We start from the raw sequence: 23,000 nt of genomic DNA, 5'->3' as shown, positions 1-23,000 counted from the left end.
CATTTGATGCTTAAGGAATACAGTATATGTAAGTGGTGTATTCCACAATACCGAAGAAAGGGTGAAGCTAGTTATGTCTCACGCACACGGACTTGGAGCAGGTTTTGCGTTAATCGTAGTACTGTTTATCCTTCTAGTAATTATTGGAGCGTCGTACGTTGGCTACGGTTATTAATTAGAAGGATTTGAGTTGAAAAACGGGCAAAATGTCGTTTAATTGACATTTTGCCCGTTTTTTTATCGTTTATAGAATCGAAACATTTATCCGCCTATTTTTCCTTTATACTAATAAGAGAAGGTAGGGAAAAGGAGGGTAAATTATTTTTATGAAAAAATATATCATTTTTTCAATCGCTATATTTGTTATCTTGATAAGCAGTGCTTGCTCCGCAAATGGTGAAGAAATAATCATACCAATAAGTAAAGAAGTATCAGAGACTAGTCCAATCGGTCAGAAAATAGAAGAGGAAGAGATTTTAAAATTCGTGATTCTTTCTAACGTCTCAATTAAAGAAACATATCGGACACATTATGGTTTTGTTCGTTTAGTTGAAAAAACGTTAGGAAAGCCAGTCGAAATCATACAAAAAAAAACGTATGACGAGGTTTTGCAAGCCTTTGAAACTGGAGAAGTGGATTTAGGCTTTGTTTGTGGTTATTTATCAGTCTTAGGTGATGAAAAAGGGGTTATGGATAAACTCGTTATGCCAATTGTAGATGGGGAGAGCAAATATACATCTTATATTATTACGAAAGATACCGAGGAAATCAATTCACTGTTTGATTTACAAGGCAAGAGCTTTGCTTTTTCAGATCCTTCATCTTTTTCAGGATATTTAGTCCCGAAGCATTTGATTAAAACGGCAGGATTTGATTTTGATCAATTCTTCTCAAGTAGTTTTTTCACATATAGTCACGATCATTCTGTCGCTGCTGTTGCGAATGATCTTGTAGATGCAACCGCAGTTTACAGTACAAGTTATGAAAAATTAAAAAGTGAGAACAGTCCGTTAGTTAAAGAAACGAAAGTGATCGCTGAAGGACCTTATGTAGGAAATCACCCTATTGTTGTGAACCCAGAGATGGATGAATTATTTAGAGAGGAACTGAAAGAAATCTTTTTAAATATGCATAAGGATAAAGAAGGTAAAGTGGTGTTAAATCAACTAAATTATGATTACTTTGTAGACGTTGATGAAGATTTATATTCTCCGATCCAATCGATGATCAATGATTTGGGGAATAGCGATGACTAAACTACTACTAAAAAACCTAAGAAATACAAGTGTAAAAATGAAGGTTCTTGGTATTACACTAGGGCTTGTTCTATTAATGGGAATTACGAGCATTTTTGTTGTAAGAGAGTCATTAGTGATAAAATTATCAGAAGATCTTGACCGGCGTGCGATTTCGATTGCTAGCGATTTATCGTCACGAACGACAGATTTTACGATTTTACACGACCTTTATAGTTTGCATAAATTGTTACAGCAAACGAAAAGTAATAATCCTGATATCGAATATATATTTATTCTCGATCATCAAGGAGAAGAAGTTCTCATTCATACATTAGGGAGTAAGTTTGATGTAACTAGCCAATTGATCGAATTTAACCCTATTAACGAATTAGAAGAAAACGAGTATCACATGGTATCCTATCTCTCAGAAAACGGGGTAATTCATGATGTTGTCTCTCCAATTTTAGGTGGTGACGTTGGTTACGTAAGGGTCGGGTTGAATGAAAACCAAATTAAAGCGACTATTAATGACCTTAGTTTTATCATTATAATATCAACAACGATTATAGCTATTATCGGATTTATTATATCATTTATTTTAACGAAAATTATTTATAAAGATTTATTAAAATTGATCAAAGTGAGTAAGGAAGTAGGAAAAGGAAATTTAAATAGTAAAGTAGAAATTGAATCAAAAGATGAAATTGGTTTATTAGGTGAAGAGTTTAATACAATGATTGATTGCTTAAGGACAAAGAATGATGAAAATATGGCTTATTTACAAGAACTTCAAATGAGAAATAATGAGTTATCACTATTGCATCAGCTATCGGTCACTTTTTTAGATGGTGACAGCTTTCATAAACATCTTAATCATACGGCAAAAAAATTGAAAGATGATTTAAATCTCCAATGCTGTTATATCGAAATTAGTTTAAATGACGATAAAATTCAAACTTTTCACGGGAACGGTAGTGGGAATTGTGATAATTGTGTGATTAACGGCGGGGCTAAATGCTTCGGTCCTGAAAATTATCATATATATCCTTTAGAGACGAGTAAGCAAAATACAGGAAAAGTTTCCATTTGCTTCAAAGAAGATCCAGATGAAGTTATGCTTAAATTTATTAATTCGTTTATTCGTCAACTATCAGTTATCGCAGAGAACGCGTTATTATGGCAAGAGATCAAATATAAAGAAGAGTTACGCTTAAAACTACTAGAGCGTGTCATTTCAGCGCAAGAAGAAGAACGAAAACGTATTGCTCGTGAGCTTCACGATGAAACGAGCCAGTCACTTGCTACGATCGTCCTCGGCATCACTATGTTAGAAGAAACTGAACAAGATCAACAACTCCGAAATAAGTTAACAGATTTAAGGAAAATAACTGAAAAAACCATTGATGAAGTACACTATCTATCATGGTCATTGAGACCGAGTGCTTTAGATGATTACGGTTTGTTACCTGCCATAAAAAAGTATTCTGAGGAATTTAAGAAAAAATATCATATAGAAGTAGATATTCAAGTAATCGGCTTTGAAGAAATTCGCCTTCCATCGGTTGTTGAAATCTCGATTTATCGGGTGATTCAAGAGGCGTTAACGAATGCGGCGAGACACGCAGATGCTGAAAATATAAGTATTATTATAAAGCATGTAAAAAATGTGGTTAGTTTTATTATTGAGGATGATGGAAACGGTTTTAATGCATCAGAAACGGTCAGCAGAAAACTAACAAAAAATCACCTTGGATTAAAAGGAATGCAAGAACGAATAGAATCAATAGGTGGCCGTTTCTTCATTGAATCTAACCCAGGCATTGGGACTTCGATTTACGTAAATGATATTAAAATTGGTGGTGTTGATTATGAAAGTTAAAATCTTATTAGTTGATGATCATGACGCATTATTATCAGGAATAAAACTCTGGTTGTCTCAAGTAGAGGAATGGGAAGTAGTTGCCGAAGCCTCAAGTGGTGAGGAAGCGATTGAGTTAACGAGGTCACTTAAACCAGATTTAGTTTTAATGGATATTTCGATGCCGGGGATTGGTGGTATTGGTGCCTTAGAAAAAATAAAAGAAGAAAACCCGAACGTAAAAGTATTAATGCTTACGATGCATTCTGAGGAAGAATATTTAAAAAGAGCTTTAATAAAAGGTGCATCAGGATTTGTGCTTAAGAAAGCGGCACATACTGAACTCATTTCAGCTATTAATACGGTTCTTTCGGGGGAAACGTACATTTATCCTTCTTTAACGAATCTATTAATTAAAGGATTTGTAGGCAAAGATGAAGAAGGTAAAGAACAAAACTCAAAACGAAGTTTACTTAGTGAGCGAGAAGAAGAAGTGTTAAAGTATATCGCTTTAGGTTTTACGTATGGAGAAATAGCCAAACAGTTGTTTGTAAGTATAAAAACAGTAGAAGCGTATAAAAGTAGAATTTCAGAAAAATTAAAGATGAAAAGGAGGTCAGAGCTAGTTAGGTTTGCAATTGATGAGGGTTTAATTTCTATTAATGAATAAAAATAATAATGTTTCGTAATGTTAAGGCGGGGCTGTCCTAAAACAAGGTGGAAGACACTTATGGGGCGCCCCGTCTTATTCGCATTTATCCACTTTTATTAACATTATCGGTGGTATAGGACAAGTTTATTTTCGTGTAAGGAAAACCCCTATTTTTTTATAGGGGTTTTCGCTTATAGTATATGATTTTTACTACTAAAATGACTCTTAAGTGTGTGAAATAATAAAGGTGTGATAAAAATCACATGTTTTTTCATAGTGTGGAACTAAAACTCATTTTTAGCAGTGTTTCTAAGTGCAGGGGGATCATTATTTTAACACAAAAAAGAATGAGTCAACAAAGGAAGGTGACAGGAATGTTTAAAAACATGAATAAGAAATTAATGTTAATTATTTTATCTAGTGTATTTGTAGGGATTGTTTTAACGATTGTCTTCAACACAGGAGCCAGTGCCACATCTGATGATAGTTTTTGTTTAAGTTGTCATGATGTGCCTGAGTTCAAGGAAAATTTTGAAGCTACTCCACATGCTCAAGTAGGTTGCATAAATTGTCATGGAGAAGGCTTTATCAAAGATAAAGTTAAAGGTACTTCTAAAGCATTTAGTACGCTAACTGGTCGGTTAGATCCTAATGATTATTCAGCAATGAAAGCTGAAGTGTCGAATGACCGGTGCTTATCTTGTCACACCATCGATAACATCAGCCGAGACGAAAGTGTTGTAACAATGCACGAGGATTTTGTTACAGGCGAAAGTGATACTACTTGTACATCCTGTCATAATGTACAGTTTTTCCATGGAGATCTAGTAGGTTCTACAAAACAGTCATCAGATGAGGAAACTGATGAAGGTGATGCAGTAGCTGAAGTTATAGAAGTAACAGCAGACGATTTATATAGCGACAGCTGTGCCAATTGTCATGGAGATGATCTACAAGGAGCTGTTTACGCTGATCCGATTTCAGGTATGGCATACGGAGACCTTTTAAATAAGCTTGAAGACGGTCATGGTGGTATTGATGAAACAGAACATGCAGAACTGTTAACAGAATGGATTTCAAATTATTCTGCGGATGCAACTGAAGAAGACGAAGGGGTAGTATCCGTTGATCCAGAAGGCTTATATAGCGACAGCTGTGCAAATTGTCATGGAGATGACTTACAGGGAGCGGTATACTCTGAACCGATTACAGGAATGTCGTATGAAGACTTATTAGATAAGCTTGAAGATGGTCATGGTGGAATTGATGACTCCGAAAGTGCTCAAAGCTTATCCCAATGGATTTCTGAACAGTAAATATAGAACTTAATAAAGGGGCTGTCCAATTAGTGTTTAACACTCTGTTTTGGCAGCCTCTTTTTAACGCATAACGATTTATGAGTCTTATGTTTTATGATTTTTATTGACACGAAAATGTCAGCAATCTATAAAAGAAATTTGACATTAGGGTGTTACCGTTAACTAACAGAAAGTTTTTGAGCTACCAGCTATGTTTGAAAGAAGGGATAAATAATGAGAAAAATAACCTGGTCTATTGTAGTTATGTTATTAATAACTGCATGTAGTAACGAAACCCAAGAACAAGATTATCAAAGGTACTCAACTAATTTTTTAGATGCTTTTGATACGGTAACTCAGGTTATAGGATATGCAAGATCTGAAGAAGAGTTTTATGAATATGCTCATGAAATAAAGGAGCGATTCTGGGAATTTCATAAGCTGTATGACAAGTATAACGAGTATGAAGACATTAACAATATTATGACGATCAATAACAACGCTGGTATTCAACCCGTTGAGGTTGATCAAGAAATAATCGATATAATTCTCTTTTCGAAAGAGTGGTATGAACGAACTCATGGAAAAATGAATATAGCACTTGGGAGTTTAATAGAAATTTGGGATGAAACAATGACACTGGCATCAGAGAAGCCTGAACAAGCTGCTTTGCCATTAATGGAAAAATTAAAAGCGGCATCTATATATACAAACATTGATGATGTCATTGTTGATGAGGAAGCGATGACGGTTTTTTTAGCAGAGGAAAATATGAGTATAGACTTAGGTGCCATTGCAAAAGGGTATGCTGCTGAAATCGTAGGAAAAGAAATGATTGAAAAAGGTTTTACATCAGGTGTTATTATTTCTGGTGGAAATTGGAAGGTTTTAGGCCCTCCGAAAGACTTAGAGAGAGATCATTGGACAGTCGGGGTTCAAAACCCTGAAAAACCATATGCTCTTAATGAGGAAGCTATATTAGAAAGAGTGAAATTAGAGGAGAAATCACTAGACACAAGTGGTGATTATCAGAGGTACGTAATGATTGATAATTTACGAGTTCATCACATCATTCATCCTGAGACTTTAATGCCAGGAAATTATCATCGTGGTGTTACGGTATTAGCTAAGGACGCTGCAGTTACAGAATATTTAGCTACAGAACTATTTATATTATCTTATGACGAGGGACGTGCTCTTATAGATAGTCTTGATGAAATCGAGGCCCTTTGGGTCATGGAAGACAACACGGTAAAAGCGACTGAGGGAATGAAAGATAGATTGCAAAGGTAATGAAAATATATCAGAATGCAAGACAGCTTGATGAAAGCCTAAATAGAAATACAGTAAAGGGGGAGTCTTAGTGAAAAAATCTAAAAAGATGACTCGTGGAGATTTTCTAATGCTTCTTTTTACCGGAGCAGCTGCTGGTGGTTTGTTTTTATGGACAGGAAGTACTAATTGGATTAGTAGATTCACGAGAGAAGAAGGTGATCCATTGATCGCAAAGATTGAAAGAGGTGGTAAAACTGTCACCGAAATCGACCTTAATTCGGTGACAGAAAAACAATATATTGATTTTGACGAAGGGATCAAAGTAACGATAGAACTCCAACCAGGAAAAGTAAGATTTTTAAGAGCAGGCTGCCCGGATCAAATATGCGTAAATACTGGATGGCTGACAAGAGAGGGCCATATTGCCGTTTGCCTACCTTCTAGAACAGTGGTGTCTATCGCATAGACCCATGAAGTTATTGTGAACTTAGCAATTTCACAAAACAAATTAGGCAAAAAGGTATGCAAATTATCTAGAGGAGATGTAAATGGATAGCTATTACTTTTTTATTTACTTATTGTATGGTTTAGTTTTTATCGCCATGGGAATTTACGCTAGTGGAAAAAAAGAGGAAAGTGTCATTCACATTCCTCTAGTAAAATCTCTGAAATACCTTGGTGCTTTTGGGGTTACGCATGGCTTGTCTGAATGGGTCACAATGGTTGTGATTACTGATTTATATGCTGGACAGTATGTATACTTGTTTTACTTTAAGCAGCTTCTTAAAGCGATATCTTTTACCTTTCTGTTATATTTTGGTGTAAGCTTGCTGTTTCAAAGGGAAAAGTATTGGCAATTTGTTAGAATGCTTCCGATTTTAATCCTTGTTATTGGCGGTACTGGAATGATAGTGCTTATCGTTCAATATGGTTGGAATTACCATATTGAACACCCGCAATACAACAGTGTTTTATTGCGATATTTTATGGGGTTACCAGGTGGGATTATAGCGGCATGGGCTTTGTATCGTCAGGCAATGATGATGGATAAGAAAAGACTATATGATATACAAGTGAAATATAAACGATTGGCAGTGATATTTTTATTTTATGGATTAGTTGATGGCTTTATCGTTAGGGAAATGGATTTTTTTCCAGCAAACGTCATTAATAATACGTTGTTTATGGATTGGTTTGGTTTTCCTGTTCAAATATTGAAGATTTTGATTGGAATAGGGATAGTTTATGTGCTCGTTCAGGTGATCCATACATTTGAATGGGAGCAAAAAGAAAGAATGAAAAAGCTTGAACAACAAAAAATTGCTTACGAAGAGCGTAAAAAGCTAGGGCTTGAAGTTCATGACAGTATTATTCAAAGTATGTATGCATCAACGTTAAAACTAAGATTTTTATTAAGAAAAAATGAAAATTATTCCGAGCAGGTTACAAACACGTTGCAAGAAGTGATAACTGATTTAGGGGATGCCATTAGTAAAACAAGAGAATTTATATCTGAATCTACGATGGAGGAAGTAGAACTTTCGGAGTTACAAAATAGAATTAGGTCAATGGTAGAGAATTTTAATAGTAACTCTGGAGTTAGTATTGCAGTTTCGTTAGACGACCATGATTTTATTGCGGATGGAGAGCTAACTACAAAAGAGTCAACTCAAATTTATTATATCGTGCAAGAAGCTGTAAACAATTCAATTAAACACTCCAAGGGTACGTTTACAAAAGTAACGTTGGAGTCAAAGTCGAATGCTCTTCATATTAAGATCATTGATGATGGAGTTGGATTTTCTTTAGATAAGGTGAATCCACAAATCAATTTTGGAATTAAATCAATGAGAGAGCGGGCGGAGCAAATTGGTGGAACATTGAATATTCGTAATAGAAAACTAGGAACTGAAGTTGAGCTTGTAATATTTTGGAGGTGATCAGCTTGAGTAATAGTGTAAAAGTATTTATTGTCGATGACCACGTAGTTGTTCGAAAAGGTTTAGAAATGTTTTTGGAAGCTGATGAAAAAATTAAAGTTTGTGGAGAAGCGGGGAATTTGAACGAAGCGATAGAGTTGATTGGTCATAAAAGACCTGATGTAGTTTTGCTCGACTTTAAATTACCTGATGGAGACGGGATTACAGGTTGTCTAAAAATTAAAAACATGTATCCACATATCAAAGTAATTATTCTCACCGCTTTTGCTAATGAAAATAATCTTCTCGAAGCAAAAAGAGCGGGTGCAGAGGCCTATTTGTTAAAAGATGTAGAGTGTGAACAACTAACCTCAACGATTTTTTCTATATACAACGATAACGGTGATTTAGCATCCCCATTAATGGTAAATGCAAAAAAACAGAAAAATGACTTTAACTTAAGTAATAAGGAAACGAAGATTTTAGATATGGTTTCGTTGGGGAAAGTCAATAAGGAAATTGCAGAACGCTTAAACGTATCTGAAAAAACGGTGAGAAATTATATTTGTAAAATATTCAAAAAAATAAATGTCACTAATAGAACAGAAGCTGCGAGTTTCTGGCTTAGGCAGAAGGACGGACAGTTGTAAGGAATATTGGACAAATGTCCTATAATGAAAATTCACATTTAAGACAAATTAAGGGACATTTGTCACCACCATAGTTTTACACAATCGTGATATTCTTTTCATGTACTTAAATACTTAAAGAAATAAATGGAGGGGGAAATTAAATGAAGAAGCTTTCTTTATTATTTTTAATGTTGGCATTGGCAATGGCGTTAACATTGACAGGATGTAGCGATAGTGAGGACACAACTGCTGATGAGCCATCAGGAGAGGAACCAGCAGGTGAAGAACCGGCTGGGGAGGAGCCAGCGGATGAAGAACCAGCAACCGATGAGCCTGCTGGAGATACGCAGTATGATGACGGTAGATATAGAGGAACATATGGAGACCGTAATTTAGAGCAAGTTGGTATTCAGTTTGACATTGAAGATAACGTATTTACAGCAGTAAGTTTTAGACAGTTGGCTCATGGTGGTAATGACTATCGTGGAATGGAAGAAGGCGAGCCAATGTATGCTTTAAAACAACTGTATGTTGAGGCTGCAGAGTACCTAGTAGGCAAGCCGTTAGAAGCAGTTAATGATTTATATTCACCAGGCGACATTATTGAAGACATTGATGGATTTAGTAGTGCAACGATTAGAGCTAACAAAATCGTTTCAGCAATTAATGATGGGTTAAACCGTGGGCTATATTCTCCAGTTGGTGAATTTAGCACAGAAATTGGATCTTATGATGATGGAAGATACAGAGGGGTCTATACTGATCGTGATTTAGAACAAGTAGGTATTCAGTTTGACATTGAGGATAACGTATTTACAGCAGTAAGTTTTAGACAGTTGGCTCACGGAGGTAATGATTATCGTGGAATGGAAGAAGGCGAGCCGATGTATGCGTTAAAGCAGCTTTATGAAGAAGCAGCTGAATATTTAATAGGAAAACCATTAGAAGCAGTCTTTGATCTACATTCACCAGGCGACATTATTGAAGATATTGATGGATTTAGTAGCGCAACAATTAGATCAAATAAAATCTTTTCAGCGGTTATGGATGGCCTGAACCGTGGATTATATTCTCCAGCTGGTGAGTTTAGCAGAGATATTGGAGAATATGAAGATGGAAGATATAGAGGGATTTACTCAGACCGTAGCCTTGAGCAAGTCGGTGTTCAGTTTGAGATTGAAGATAACGTATTTACAAGCATTTCTTTCAGACAGTTAGCTCATGGTGGCAATGACTATCGTGGAATGGAAGAAGGCGAGCCAATGTATGCGTTAAAGCAACTTTATGAAGAAGCGGCTGAATATTTAGTAGGTCAGCCATTAGAAGCCGTGTTTGATCTGCATACACCAGGCGAGATTATCGATGATATCGATGGATTTAGTAGCGCGACAATTAGATCTAATAAGATCTTCTCGGCAATCATGGACGGTTTAAACAGAGGAATTTATTAATAGTAAGCTAAGGTTTAGTATGATCATAATTTAATTGATATTTAGTAGAGGGTGGCCCAAAACAAGTGTCAGACACTTTTGGGCCACCCTCATTTTATTTTGGTAAAAATCGATACACTTCTCTCTGGGTATAGGAGCAGAGATATACAAAACACTCATGACGGCATATCCGTCACCATCTTAGATGTAAAAGTCAGGCGATTTCCTGAACGAGCCTCTGAGATTCGTTAGAAGGTCACAGCGAAGAGAAGGAAATCGCCTGACTTTAAACATACAAAAATTTTTCAAATAATTATAAGCGTCTAAACACATTTATCAGTAGATGAATACAATGCTTCTAAGTGGGTAACCCACTAATCCACAAAATTTAAAAGGAGTGTTGAAAAATGGCTCACGCAGGAGGAGCAGGATTCGCGTTAATTCTTGTGTTGTTTATCTTATTAGTTATTATTGGTGCGGCTTACGTCGGCTACTAATAGGATGATTTATGAGGTGCCTTCTTTTGGAGGGTATCTTTTTTTTATGTTCAAAAATATTTCAAACTTTATTCAGAAATTATTCATAACTCTTAACCAATATATAGCTAGTTTTATATTAAACTAATCTTATAATATTAGTTATCTATAAGGGGGACAACATGAAAAAAGTTAGGGTTGCTAGTGGTATTGTAGCTTTTATAGCTTTAGTTGCAGTAATTTCAACAGCCTTTATGTCTGATGATCCATCTGAAAATTATGGTTTTAGTGTCGATTACCGTGGTTTACCTGAAAGCTTTGCTAATTTCGAATTGTTTAGTGAAGTAGAAGCGGAAAGAGTTAACGATTTGATGGCTAATCTGCATGGAGAGGATGTAGAGCTTGATCAAGCGTTTATACTAGAGTACGGAAGTCGTGGTGGTGCTCAAGCGGTCGTTTGGATTTCAGAAACAAATATTGATGGAAAGCCCGAGGAGTTGTTAGAAGCAAAGTACGAATTAGTAACTACCAATCAGTTGATTACTGACTTTGGAGAAAAGACCTTTAGTGATCAAACGGTCTTTCATGGCATTGATAATAATGGCGTAGATAATTACTTTTTTGTTAGTGAAAATCGCTTTTTATTAATTCAAACATATGACGATAATAGAGAAGCGTTTATGAGAAATGCAGTAAGAGTATTTTAATTGTAGATAATAAGAAGAAGCTGCCCAAAATAATAAAAGGAATAGGTGGTTACGACGCAATTTTCGTTTAAGCGAAAGTTGTGTCGTTTTTTGTTTGGAAAAAGTTGTTCTATTGACTATCTTTCCACCTGTAAAATATTGTGCGAAATTATGACAAAAAATAACAAGCTGTGATATTTTTAACATTCATCTTATTTTTCCTTTGCTATACTTTTATGGGTTTTCTTGTGACATAAATATTGTTATCCGAAAATTCCTAAATTAGTTATAGAGAGGTTGTAAGCAATGAACAGAGTTAACATTTTTTCTTTAGGGATGAATTTAATGAATAGACTTACTTATATGAAAAAGTTTTCTATGATTTTGTTACTATTCATGGTCCCTTTTATAATTTTATTAGCGTTAATGATTCATCAACTAAATGGTGATATTGAGTTTGCTGAAACTGAAAGAAAAGGAATTGAATATATTGATGAACTAAGAAGTTTAGTGCAATTAGCGCAACAGCACCGTGGATTGTCCGTTGTGTATTTACAAGGTGGTTCAGAAGTACGGCCAGATATTGAAATTAGACAACAAAACATAGCTACTACTATAGAACATATTGGTCAAGTAAATAATCGCCTAGGGGAACATTTGGTAGTAGGGAATCGATGGGATGAACTAAAAGCAGAATGGAATCATATTGCTGCAGATGTTTTTTCGTTGGATGCGGAAACATCGATTGAGTTACATAATGATTTCATTAAAAATATGTTAGATTTCCAAATGTATCTTGCGACAACATCAAATTTAATTTTAGATCCAGATGAAGCTAACTATTTCTTAGTAGGTACTATATTAGAAGACCTACCGAACATGACAGAAAATATGGGAATATCTCGTGCTTATGGAACAGCGGTTGTCAATAATCGGTCATTATCAGTTCAAGAAAATATTGATTTAACGTTTAATTTAAGAGCGATGGAAGATCGTTATGATGCATCGGTGACGAAGTTCGGGTTTGCATTTTCAGCTAGTCCAGATGTTGAAAATGCTCTACAAGAACAATTTAATGCTGTACGTAATGCATCAACTGATACTATGTCATTAATTGAACAAGAAATACTAAATGCATCAGTGATTACAATGGGTACGAATACTTTTTTTTCAGTAACTACAGAAGCTATCGATAGTGTCTATTCTTTAATGGATAAAGGAGCTATCGTTTTAGATAATCGATTGGTTAATCAAATCAATACAATCACATTCCAACGTAACATAATGTTAACAATTTCTATTATCGTTACTTTGTTGATTATGTATTTCTTCACTTCTTTTTATTTAGGTGTTCGTAATACAGTTATGCATATTAAAGATACGATGGAACAGTTTGCAAATGGAGATTTGACGGTAACAACGAGTTTAGTAACTAAAGATGAAACAAAAGAAATTGGAATTGCTTTTAATCAGATGGCTGAAAGTTTTAGAAAAATGGTTACTCATAATAAAGAGATTTCAGAACAATTAGCGGCGTCTTCAGAGGAAGTGACGGCTAGCATTGACCAGACAACTGAAGCGATTCAACAGATGACAGAAATTATTGATGGGGTGGCAAATGGAGCACAATCACAAGTTGTTGGTGCTAATGAGAGTGCGCAAGCCTCTGATGAGATGGCACAAGCGATCCAGAAAATTGCCGAATCTTCAAATGTAGTATCAGAGTTATCTACTATTACAACAGATAAAGCAGAAAAAGGACGTACTTCTGTTGATAATTCTGTTCATCAATTTAATAATATAAAGGAATTTGTTTTGAATGTTTCTACCGTAATTCAAGAATTAAACCAACATTCAAAGGAAATTGGTCATATTAGTACTCTAATTAACGGAGTAGCGGAACAAACAAATTTATTGGCACTTAATGCAGCAATCGAAGCGGCTCGTGCGGGAGAACACGGAAAAGGATTTGCGGTTGTTGCTGATGAAGTAAGAAAACTAGCTGAGGAAACAAAAACATCAACAGATAAAATTACTCACATTGTTCATCAAGTTCAAGATTCGACGAACACAGCAGTGAAAATGATGGATGAAGGAACGACTAAAGTTGAATCAGGAACTAAAATCGTAGAAAGTTTAGGTATTGATTTTCAAGATATTGTCTTTGCCATTAATAAAATGAGTGAGCAAGTTCATGAGGTATCAGCACTCTCTGAGCAAATGTCTGCAAATTCCGAAGAAGTTGCGGCATCAGTAAATGAACTTTCGCAAATTGCAGAAGATAACTCAGGAAATTTACAAACTGTAGCAGCCTCCACAGAAGAACAATTAGCAACAATGCAAGAAATTAACTCTTCTGCAACCGAATTAAGTAAAACGGCTGAGGCGTTAAATGAACAGATTAGTAAGTTCCGACTTTCGTAGTTTAATGGCGGCTTCAAGAAGTATGATTATAGTAATAAATATTAACAAAAAGGAAATATACACAACCTGCAGATTTTTCTGTGGGTTGTTTTTTGTACGACAGTTGGTTAGTTGGAAAGCCGAAAGTTAGAAAATATCAACTTTAAAATATTGGATGGTGACGACGCCTATCGTGAGAGGTGTGTAAAATGTCTGGACTAGTTATCTAGTTAGCCTCTAAATTCATCAGAAGATGCTCCTGAGGTTAGTCGTTCTATAGCTGCACGATGATTTGACATAGCGACTATAGTTACTCACATCTTTAATCACATATCAACAATTTATTAACAGATAATTAACATGCATCAAGAAGTTATCCACAAAGTTATTCACATATCTACAAACTAGTCGGAAAATTTAGATAATATAGGCTTCATCTAGAAAGTGTCTTTGAACAAGAAATGCACTAGCAAGTCTGGCAACGTTTAGTTGCTTTTGGAATATATGTATTATTTTTAATAATAATTAGTCTTTCTTGTGGTGAAGTCATTGATTAGAGCATTAATATGCTCGGTTTCGACGGAAACTCACAAAAATCGAGGAGTGACACCTCTCTCAAAACTAAAAGAATATGAATATCAAAAAAAGGAGCAAGTTTTCCCACTTTGTAGAAAATGATCCTTTTTAAAATAAAAATTATCTAATAAGTCAATTAAGTTCCGTAAATATATAGTATAAGAAGAGTATCGCTAATTATAAAGTAAACTAATTTAATATTGCGGGAGAACTCCTTCTTACTTTATAGTTAAATTATCTCAATTTTTTAAATTTGAAGGAGATTTTTTATGATGAATAAACCTAAAGTATTTTCAGAAAAAGTATTACCTGATGACATCCGGATGTTTTTAGAAGAGTATGTTGATTTAAAAGTTTGGGAAAACTCATTTCCAATTCCACGTGAACAGCTTTTAAAAGAATTAGATGATATTGATGGTTTAATTACTAGTGGCTCAGCCATTAATAGTGAATTATTAGAAAAAGCACCAAATCTTCGTGTCGTTAGCACAATCTCTGTTGGATATAATCATTTTCATACAAATGAAATGAAAAAGCATGGTGTCATCGGTACACATACGCCATACGTATTAGATGCAACTGTTGCTGATCTCGTTATTGCTTTAATGCTTTCGGCAGCAAGACGAATTCCAGAACTAGATGCTTTGACTAAAAATGGCGGCTGGGAAAAAGGAAATGACCAACCGATGTTTGGCGTTGATGTACATCATAAAAAATTAGGTATTATCGGGATGGGAAGAATCGGTGAAACTATTGCCAAGAGAGCGAAGTACGGATTTGACATGGAAGTTTCATATTATAATCGAAATCGTAGAGTAGAGGTTGAAGAAAAATTAAATATTGACTATAAGGAAACGATAGATGAAATATTAACTGAATCTGACTTCATTGCTTTAATGGTTCCTCTTACTAATGAAACAAAACATTTAATTGGTGAAAGAGAATTTAAGTTAATGAAGAAGTCTGCGATTTTTATTAATGCTTCTAGGGGACAAACGGTTGACGAAGAAGCAATGATTAAAGCTCTACAATCAGGTGAGTTTCTTGCAGCAGGATTAGATGTATATCAAACAAGAGCCAATCTCTTCTAACAATGCACTCTTAAAGATGAATAATGTTGTCACTTTACCTCATATTGGATCAGCAACGAATGAGACAAGACATACAATGGCAATGCTTGCTGCAAAAAATTTGGTGGCCGCTTTAACTGGAGTAGGCTCTGCTTATGTTGTAAAGGAACTGCAAGGTATTTGAAGAAAAGAACAACAAATTTAACAACTATTGAAAAAAGCACAACTGTATTGAAAATTTAGAAAGGGGAATTAGTATGGATTTAGGGTTAAAAAACAAAGCGGTACTTGTGTTAGCATCAAGTAAAGGGTTAGGTAAAGCAACTGCATTAGAATATGTCTCCCATGGTGCATCTGTAATGATTTCATCAAGGAATGAAAATGAATTAGTTATAACTGCGAAACAAATTAAACAATTAACTGGGCAAGAAGTTGTATATTGTGTGGCAGATGTAAGTAGTTACCATGATATTAAAAACTTAGTAACAAAAACTGTCGAGCAATTCGGGACCATTGATGTATTAATAAATAATGCTGGAGGACCACCTGCTGGAGGGTTTGATGATTTTAATGATGACGATTGGCAAAAATCATTTGAGCTCAATTTGTTAAGTGTTATTCGTACAATTCGCGAAGTATTACCATATATGAAAAAGCAAGGAAGCGGTCGTATTGTTAATATTGCTTCTTCTTCAATTAAGCAACCAATCGATCATTTAATTTTATCAAATACATTTCGAACGGGGATGGTTGGGTTAGCGAAAACACTTTCTTCAGAGTTAGCTAAAGACAATATATTAATTAATACTATTGGTCCGGGACAAATTAAAACAGATCGAATTGGTGAATTTGATAAGGCAAAAGCAGAGAGCTTAGGAATTACTCAAGAAGAAGTACAACGAACGAAAGAAAATCAAATACCTCTAGGGCGTTATGGGACACCGGGGGAGTTTGCGAAAGTGATGGTGTTCTTTGGCTCCTATGCAAATACATATGTAACTGGTCAATCACTACTCGTTGAAGGTGGAATGGTGAAGTCACTTTAATAAAATTGTAGTTTTTGATAGACATAACTTTTAAAAAATTAATATGGCTGTTTTTAAATATTCTACATCAGTGGAGCCAATCTAAAGAATGTATAGATTGTAACTTAGGTAGTAATATATTTGGGAACAGCCATTTATTATTTATATGAAATGTTATGAAACTCTATTACTCTAGAACAAACTCGCTTTAATAAGTGATCATCATGACTAACTACAAGGATTCCTAAGTTTCTTTTTTGAGCTATATCGAGAACTGATTGCCAAATTTGTGCCTGGCTAATGGCATCTAGCATTGTTGTCATTTCATCAGCAATTAGAAATTTTGTTTTTGGTCCTAAAGCACGAGCAACACAAAAGCGTTGAAGTTCACCACCGGAAAGTTCATTTGGCCAACGGTTAAGCCACTCCCTTTCAATTCCTAGGGAAGTGAGCAAGTGATCATCTGGGGTCCAACCTTCATTTAAGATTTTCGACATTTTCCAGCGATGATTTACAGCTTTTTCTGGATGTTGATAGATTAATTGAACTGGATGATAGTTTGTTTTAGGAAGTGGAGAATTATCTAGGAGAACCACACCTTCACTAGGTTGTTCATATCCAGAAAGAATTCTTGCAAAGGATGTTTTACCACAACCGCTTGGACCACGTATTCCAACAATTTCCCCTGAACGTAAACTAATCGACAAATTCCGAAAAAGCCAGTGACCATTAGGATGACGCAAGCCAATATTATGTGCTTCAAGTAGCATGAATACACCTCACAATTCCATTACGAATTTCTCGCGGCTTAGGCTCATCCTGACGACATTCAGTAGTGGCAAAAGCACATCTTGGTTCAAATAGGCACCCTGGTAAATTAGCATAAGGTAGAGGCTGTGATCCTGGTATAGGTAGAAAATCATTTTGAGGTAGCGCTCTCCATAACGCTTTACTATACGGATGTCTTAGTAAACGGCCATCACCACTAAAATCGTTTACCATAGCTGATTCAACAGTTGTCCCTGCATAAAATACAGCTATTTTATCAGCAATCTCCAAAGCAGCCCCAATATCATGAGTAATCATAAGAACCGTACAACCGCTATCAGCTAATTCTCTAAAGTATTTTAGTGCCTCTTTAATGACAGTTGGATCCATTCCTGGAGTAGGTTCATCTGCAATGATTAACTTTGCTCCACTAACCATCGCTGTTGAAGCAAGTACTCGACGTGCCATTCCACCAGAAAGTTGAAACGGAAACTTTTGTTCAACATCTTTCGCTAGTCGCAATCGTTCAAATGCTTTTCTCTGTGCACTAGTTGAAGCACCTCTTGCTGCATTTCTTACTTGTGTGCCCACTCGCATAAGTGGATCGAGAAAATTAACGGATTGAGGAACGAAAGAAATCTCCTTTCCTCTAAATTCTTCCTTTTTTTCAGGAGTAAGTTTGACGCCATCAAAATAAATCGTACCTTCCGTCGTAGCATTGGTAGGTAGGATTCCTAAAATTGCATGTGCAAGTAAACTTTTTCCTGAACCACTCGAACCTACGACAGCCAAAATTTCTCCACTATGAACTGATACACTTAAGTCTTTAATGACTTTAAGCTGTTGTTGTTTAAGACCCTTTTCGTATTGTAAAAACGATATCGAAAGGTGGTTAACTTCTAGCATTTAATCAGTTCACTCCTTTTGTTCAAAAATAAGCATAATGTTTTTACTGTTAATGCTGTCTAGCTCCAGGCGCCTTGCGCTTTTCTTTATTCATGTGCTCGATGTGGATCAATGAGCATCCGTAAATTTTCCCCGATAATATCAAACGAACGAACAACTATTAACAAGCATAATCCAGGGAAAAATGCTAGCCACCACATTCCTGTCGATAGGTAGCGCATTGATTCTGACAAAATGATCCCGATGGCAGGATGGTGAGGTGATAACCCCATGCCAACAAAGGTAATAGCTGCTTCATGTAAAATCGCATGGGGGAAAAGTAATATAAGCCCGACAAAAAATTGCGGAATAAGATGAGGAATCATATGTTTTGTAACAATCCACCATCTTTTTTTACCTAATTTTCTAGAAATTTGTACATATTCGGTTGACCTTAATTGCATCACTTCGGCACGAATTACCCTGCACAAACTTGGCCAATGAGTAAGTGCTAACCCGATAATAACCCCCTTCATCCCACCACCTAAAGCAAAGGCAATTAAAATGAGAGTTACAAGGTGAGGTACACTTAAAAATAGATCGACTAACCATGAGATAATACTATCTATTATTTTTCCTGCGGTAGCAGCTAAAATTCCTAAAACGACAGCTATCAGAGAACTTGCTGCAGCTGCGATTAATCCAACCGCAATACTTAATGTTAATCCTTTCATTGTGCGTGTAAACATATCACGACCGAGCCAATCAGTACCGAAAGGGTGATCTAAAGAAGGAGCAAGGTTACGGTTTTCGAGGTTTGTAGCAATCCTTTCGTCACCTAATAGTATTCCAGCAAAAATGACACTTAATAATATAATCGCTGACACAATCATTGCTATTAGCGTCCTTTGTCTGAGATTTAGTTTAGGAATGAGTGACTTTTTTTGAGTCATAATCCGGAGAAAATTCATAGAAATTTCCCCTCTCTTATCCTTGGGTCTACCAAACGATAGATAAGATCTGCTACTAAATTTCCTATGAAAACAAAGATGGCACTAAAAATGACAATACCTAAAAGAAGTGGTACATCACCTCTTAGTCCAGCCTCAACGGTTGCTTGTCCTAAACCAGGATAAGAAAAAACAGTTTCGGCTATAACTGCACCGCCGAACAATTCACTAAATGCTGCAAATTGTAAGGTTATTGCTGGTAATGCAACGTTACGTAAACCATGTCTCCAAAATAGAACGAAGCCTTTTTCGCCTCTTGCTTTAGCAAAAAGGACATAATCGCTAGAGAGGATGTCAATAAGCTTTTGCCTTGTGTGTAAAGCTATATTTGCTATACCAATCATACTTAAAGTTAAAGTTGGTAAAATTAAATGCTTTATGCGATCTCCAATCGTTACGTCTTCTGCAATAACACCTGCTGGAACCCCTAATCCAATTGGAAACCAGTCAAGCCATGCGGCAAAAATCATTAAAAATAACAAACCTATCCAAAAAGTCGGGGTTGACGCTAAAGTATAGCAATACCATTTAATAGTTCGATCAATCCAAGTATCTTTTTTCATGGCGGCAATAGAGCCAATGATAAAACCGATGATCCCCGAAAGTAGCCACGCTAAACTCATCAAAATGATGGAATTTAAAAATTTTTCACTAATAATATCTGCGACAGGGCGCCTATAAATCATTGATGTTCCTAGATCACCTTGGAGAACTCTTGATCCCCATTGAACGAATTGTTCTAAGGGGCTTTGATCTAACCCCCAATATTCTGCTATTTTATCTCGCTGTTCGGGTCCTACTCGCATCATGTCTGCGCCTACATAAGCTTGAATAGGATCAATCGGTGAATAACTAATAAGTAAGAAGGAGATGATACATAACGCAATTAGTAAGGAGACCATTCTTATTGTTTTTTTTAAAATAAACTTAATCATATTTTTCATTAGTTGAACGCCTTCTTTTGATCTTTAATATCGGAAAACAATTAGTTCAACCATTTCCATTCTGTAATGTTATCAGTTACTGGCCAACCGTGTTGATGTGGTTGAATTCTTTGTTGACCTATATCTAATTTCACATCCACTAAATACAAATGATCAAGATTTACTAACCAAGCCCAAGGAGCATCGCCTTTAGCACTAAAGCCAGTCTTTTCATCCCATTGAGCTTTTTTCCAATATTCAAGAGATTTCTCGATATCTGTTGCAGATAAAGCTTTTTCTAGATAATCATCAACGACCGGGTTACTATAGAAACCAGTGTTGTACCATCCTTCACCTGCTGTATGACTACTGTAAATATTGTAAATTTCAATTGGGTCATGACTTCCCCACCCAAATAAAACGGCATTCGAGTACATCTGCTTTTGAATGTCGTCCCAGCTTTTACCTTCAACAATTATGTTGATCCCTAATGGTTTTATTAAATCTGCTACAGCAATGGCTAATGATTGACGAGTAACGTCACTTGCAGGGTACATTAAAACAAATTCTGCATTTAATGAACCTTTTTGAAGAATACCATCACCATTAATGTCAACCCAACCAGCCTCTTCTAAAATAGATTTTGCTGCCTCTATGTCCGCATCCTCAATCGTAGTTTCAGGGTTCCACCATGGCAAGCCATCTGCAACTGTATATGCTGGTGTTCCATGTCCTTCTAAAATTCCTTCGACTAGTAGTTGACGGTCAATAGCGATATTGATCGCTTTACGAATAGCAATATCAGCAGTCACATCATTTCCAATTGGATAGCCTTCGACTGTAGTCTCACCTGAGGTTACAAAAGGAAACATTACTCCACGGTTGTCTACACTTTGAAGTGCTTCTAAACGCATACCATTCACCTCTTGTTTACTAAAAGCCGGAGGAATAGCTGCCATATGAACTTGACCTGATTTTGCCGCAGCATAAGCAGCGTCTTCATTTAAAAATAAAAAAGTGATTTTGTTAAAAAATGACTTTTCACCGTAATACTTAGGATTGCTTTTAACAATGAGTTGCTGCCCTTTGTCCCATTGGACGAATTTAAAAGGACCGGATCCAATTGGTTTCTCTGCATAGTCACTTCCATGGGCATGTTTTGGAACAATCCCCGTATTGATTAAAGAATTAATAAAAGTAGATTGTGCTTCCTTTAATGAAAACTGTACTGTCCATTCATTAATTGCTTCAACATGACTAATGTTATTAAGGTCGATGACAGATCCACTTGTGGAAGCAGTTTCGAAAGTGTAGACGACATCAGCGGAGGTTAAAGGTTCTCCGTCTAAAAACATCACATCATCACGTAGTTCTACAGTCCACACTAAACCGTCCTCACTAATCGTATAGTGAACAGCGAGGTCATTGACGATATTCAGTTCATTATCTCTTTTAAGTAATGTACTTTGGAAAAGAGGCGAACCGTACCTTCCCCAACCAGTTGTAGGATCAAACCCTGTTTCAGGTTCTGAACCGATGGCGAGGATTAGTTCATCGCTTTTTTCTTCTATATTAGCGGTACTACTCACTATCTTATCTTCACTATTTAGTGAACACCCTAGTAGAATGATAGGAAATGCTAGGCTTATTAAAAGTATAAAATAAGATTTTTTGTTCATTATTTTCCCCCTCATTATGAGTAGCTTTAGTTAATTAATTAATAAACTAATAGTATATTTTAGATAAATAGTATACTAAATTCTTATAGACAGAAAGGAATTTTACAAAAATAATATTATTTTTCGAAAAATAACAACTTTTCAGTTTACTGATTTGTTAAAATTAGTTATTATAGATGTAAATAATTTATCTATTTTGTGACAATTAATTTTTAAATTTTATCAATAATACAAAACGTAGTTTTGTATTATAAAACTATATGTAGTGGAAGTAACCCCTTAAAATCGAGGTGAGAAATTTTGTTATATGAAAAATATGAAAAATTAAAAGAAATTTTAAAAGAAATGGGTAGTGTTGTTGTTGCTTATTCAGGCGGTGTTGATAGTACTCTTTTATTAAAGGTGGCTTTAGATGTTTTAGGTCAGGAAAAAGTTCTTGCGGTAACAGCGAACTCTGAAACATATCCTTTAAGTGAATTAGAAGAAGCATTACGATATGCGAAACAACTTGGAGCGCGCCATGAAGTTATAGAAACTTCTGAGTTAAATATTCCAGGTTATAGTCAGAATGATGAAGACCGCTGTTATTATTGTAAAAATGGATTGTTTGAAGAAATAAAACCAATCATGGAGCAAAAAAGGTTTACCAATGTTGTATACGGCCTCATCGCTGATGACTTAGGAGAACATCGTCCAGGAATTAGAGCTGCTAAAGAGCATGGTGCCCGAGGACCACTTCAAGAAGCAGGTCTTTTTAAAGTTGAAATTCGTGAACTTTCAAAACAACTAAATCTTCCCACATGGGATAAACCCGCTCTCGCGTGTTTATCTTCACGGATTGCATATGGTGAAGAAATTACGTTAGAAAAGCTCACGAAAGTGGAAAAATCTGAAGCTTTTATTAAGCAATTAGGGATTAAACAAGTTCGTGTTCGCACGCATGGGGAAATTGCTAGAATTGAAGTTGAACCAATAGATATGGAACTCATTATAAATAAGCATACATTAATTAGTGAAAAACTTCAGTCTTACGGATATAAATATGTAACGATTGATCTTTTAGGTTATCAAAGTGGTAGTATGAACAAAGTCCTCGTTTCATCAATAAGTAACTAATTGGTCATAAGTTATAGCTGATTTGTAAGCGCCTACTTTAAGGGCCTACTTATCGTATGAAAAGAAATGGGTAAAATCATT

The 23,000-nt window shown here is 35.6% G+C and carries 20 protein-coding genes and 1 pseudogene; 16 read left to right on the top strand and 5 right to left on the bottom strand.

All coding sequences use genetic code 11. The features are described from left to right. Positions 1–73 precede the first annotated feature (73 nt). The 15 genes and pseudogenes from BKP35_RS19085 (at position 74) to BKP35_RS17945 (ending at position 16,559) form a co-directional block, all read left to right on the top strand. Positions 74–175 carry a YjcZ family sporulation protein gene (locus tag BKP35_RS19085; RefSeq protein WP_084031745.1) on the top strand — a complete coding sequence of 34 codons (102 nt, stop codon included), beginning with the start codon at positions 74–76 and terminating at the stop codon, positions 173–175. A gap of 151 nt (positions 176–326) precedes the next feature. Continuing rightward, positions 327–1,256: a phosphate/phosphite/phosphonate ABC transporter substrate-binding protein gene (phnD, locus tag BKP35_RS18010; RefSeq protein WP_071314771.1), complete on the top strand. Its 930-nt coding sequence runs from the start codon at positions 327–329 to the stop codon at positions 1,254–1,256. After that, positions 1,249–3,117 (top strand): histidine kinase, encoded by a 1,869-nt coding sequence (locus BKP35_RS18005; RefSeq protein ID WP_071314770.1) that lies wholly within the window; start codon positions 1,249–1,251, stop codon positions 3,115–3,117. The genes phnD and BKP35_RS18005 overlap by 8 nt, the downstream gene beginning before the upstream one ends. Beyond that, entirely contained in the window at positions 3,107–3,766 is a 660-nt protein-coding gene (locus BKP35_RS18000; protein ID WP_071314769.1) for a response regulator, read from the top strand. The genes BKP35_RS18005 and BKP35_RS18000 overlap by 11 nt, the downstream gene beginning before the upstream one ends. A 329-nt stretch (positions 3,767–4,095) precedes the next feature. Beyond that, complete coding sequence (locus tag BKP35_RS17995; protein ID WP_071314768.1) at positions 4,096–5,064, top strand: NapC/NirT family cytochrome c; 969 nt, start codon at positions 4,096–4,098, stop codon at positions 5,062–5,064. A gap of 216 nt (positions 5,065–5,280) precedes the next feature. Beyond that, positions 5,281–6,339, top strand: a complete 1,059-nt coding sequence (locus tag BKP35_RS17990) for an FAD:protein FMN transferase (protein ID WP_071314767.1) — start codon at positions 5,281–5,283, stop codon at positions 6,337–6,339. A 70-nt stretch (positions 6,340–6,409) separates the two neighbouring features. Continuing rightward, positions 6,410–6,787: a NusG domain II-containing protein gene (locus BKP35_RS17985; protein ID WP_139192916.1), complete on the top strand. Its 378-nt coding sequence runs from the start codon at positions 6,410–6,412 to the stop codon at positions 6,785–6,787. Between the two features lie 82 nt (positions 6,788–6,869). Further along, positions 6,870–8,261: a sensor histidine kinase gene (locus tag BKP35_RS17980; RefSeq protein WP_071314766.1), complete on the top strand. Its 1,392-nt coding sequence runs from the start codon at positions 6,870–6,872 to the stop codon at positions 8,259–8,261. 5 nt (positions 8,262–8,266) lie between these two features. Next, positions 8,267–8,890: a response regulator transcription factor gene (locus BKP35_RS17975; protein WP_084031742.1), complete on the top strand. Its 624-nt coding sequence runs from the start codon at positions 8,267–8,269 to the stop codon at positions 8,888–8,890. A gap of 143 nt (positions 8,891–9,033) precedes the next feature. Beyond that, on the top strand, positions 9,034–10,323 hold the full coding sequence (locus BKP35_RS19875) for a hypothetical protein (protein WP_071314765.1): 1,290 nt from the start codon (positions 9,034–9,036) through the stop codon (positions 10,321–10,323). Positions 10,324–10,709: 386 nt separating this feature from the next. Next, complete coding sequence (locus tag BKP35_RS17965) at positions 10,710–10,799, top strand: YjcZ family sporulation protein (RefSeq protein WP_071314764.1); 90 nt, start codon at positions 10,710–10,712, stop codon at positions 10,797–10,799. Positions 10,800–10,960: 161 nt separating this feature from the next. Then, positions 10,961–11,485 (top strand): hypothetical protein, encoded by a 525-nt coding sequence (locus BKP35_RS17960; protein ID WP_071314763.1) that lies wholly within the window; start codon positions 10,961–10,963, stop codon positions 11,483–11,485. Between the two features lie 285 nt (positions 11,486–11,770). Next, positions 11,771–13,888 carry a methyl-accepting chemotaxis protein gene (locus tag BKP35_RS17955; RefSeq protein WP_071314762.1) on the top strand — a complete coding sequence of 706 codons (2,118 nt, stop codon included), beginning with the start codon at positions 11,771–11,773 and terminating at the stop codon, positions 13,886–13,888. A gap of 827 nt (positions 13,889–14,715) precedes the next feature. Then, positions 14,716–15,697, top strand: a pseudogene (locus tag BKP35_RS17950) (2-hydroxyacid dehydrogenase). 73 nt (positions 15,698–15,770) lie between these two features. Continuing rightward, positions 15,771–16,559: an SDR family oxidoreductase gene (locus BKP35_RS17945; protein ID WP_071314761.1), complete on the top strand. Its 789-nt coding sequence runs from the start codon at positions 15,771–15,773 to the stop codon at positions 16,557–16,559. 137 nt (positions 16,560–16,696) lie between these two features. On the opposite strand, the gene BKP35_RS17940 is transcribed toward BKP35_RS17945, so the two are convergent. The 5 genes from BKP35_RS17940 to BKP35_RS17920 form a co-directional block, all read right to left on the bottom strand. After that, complete coding sequence (locus tag BKP35_RS17940) at positions 16,697–17,308, bottom strand: ABC transporter ATP-binding protein (protein ID WP_071314760.1); 612 nt, start codon at positions 17,306–17,308, stop codon at positions 16,697–16,699. After that, on the bottom strand, positions 17,298–18,212 hold the full coding sequence (locus BKP35_RS17935; RefSeq protein ID WP_071314759.1) for an ABC transporter ATP-binding protein: 915 nt from the start codon (positions 18,210–18,212) through the stop codon (positions 17,298–17,300). Before BKP35_RS17935 ends, BKP35_RS17940 begins: the two co-directional genes overlap by 11 nt. A gap of 86 nt (positions 18,213–18,298) precedes the next feature. Next, on the bottom strand, positions 18,299–19,162 hold the full coding sequence (locus tag BKP35_RS17930) for an ABC transporter permease (protein ID WP_071314758.1): 864 nt from the start codon (positions 19,160–19,162) through the stop codon (positions 18,299–18,301). Beyond that, positions 19,159–20,145 carry an ABC transporter permease gene (locus BKP35_RS17925; protein ID WP_071314757.1) on the bottom strand — a complete coding sequence of 329 codons (987 nt, stop codon included), beginning with the start codon at positions 20,143–20,145 and terminating at the stop codon, positions 19,159–19,161. The genes BKP35_RS17930 and BKP35_RS17925 overlap by 4 nt, the downstream gene beginning before the upstream one ends. 41 nt (positions 20,146–20,186) lie before the next feature. Further along, positions 20,187–21,803 carry an ABC transporter substrate-binding protein gene (locus tag BKP35_RS17920; protein WP_071314756.1) on the bottom strand — a complete coding sequence of 539 codons (1,617 nt, stop codon included), beginning with the start codon at positions 21,801–21,803 and terminating at the stop codon, positions 20,187–20,189. A gap of 300 nt (positions 21,804–22,103) precedes the next feature. Between BKP35_RS17920 and larE the strand changes: the two genes are divergently transcribed. Then, positions 22,104–22,919 (top strand): ATP-dependent sacrificial sulfur transferase LarE, encoded by an 816-nt coding sequence (larE, locus tag BKP35_RS17915; protein WP_071314755.1) that lies wholly within the window; start codon positions 22,104–22,106, stop codon positions 22,917–22,919. Positions 22,920–23,000 lie beyond the last annotated feature (81 nt).

The sequence above is a fragment of the Anaerobacillus arseniciselenatis genome (genome assembly GCF_001865995.1).
Classification (GTDB): domain Bacteria; phylum Bacillota; class Bacilli; order Bacillales; family Anaerobacillaceae; genus Anaerobacillus; species Anaerobacillus arseniciselenatis.
This window is presented reverse-complemented; position numbering and strand designations above follow the sequence as displayed.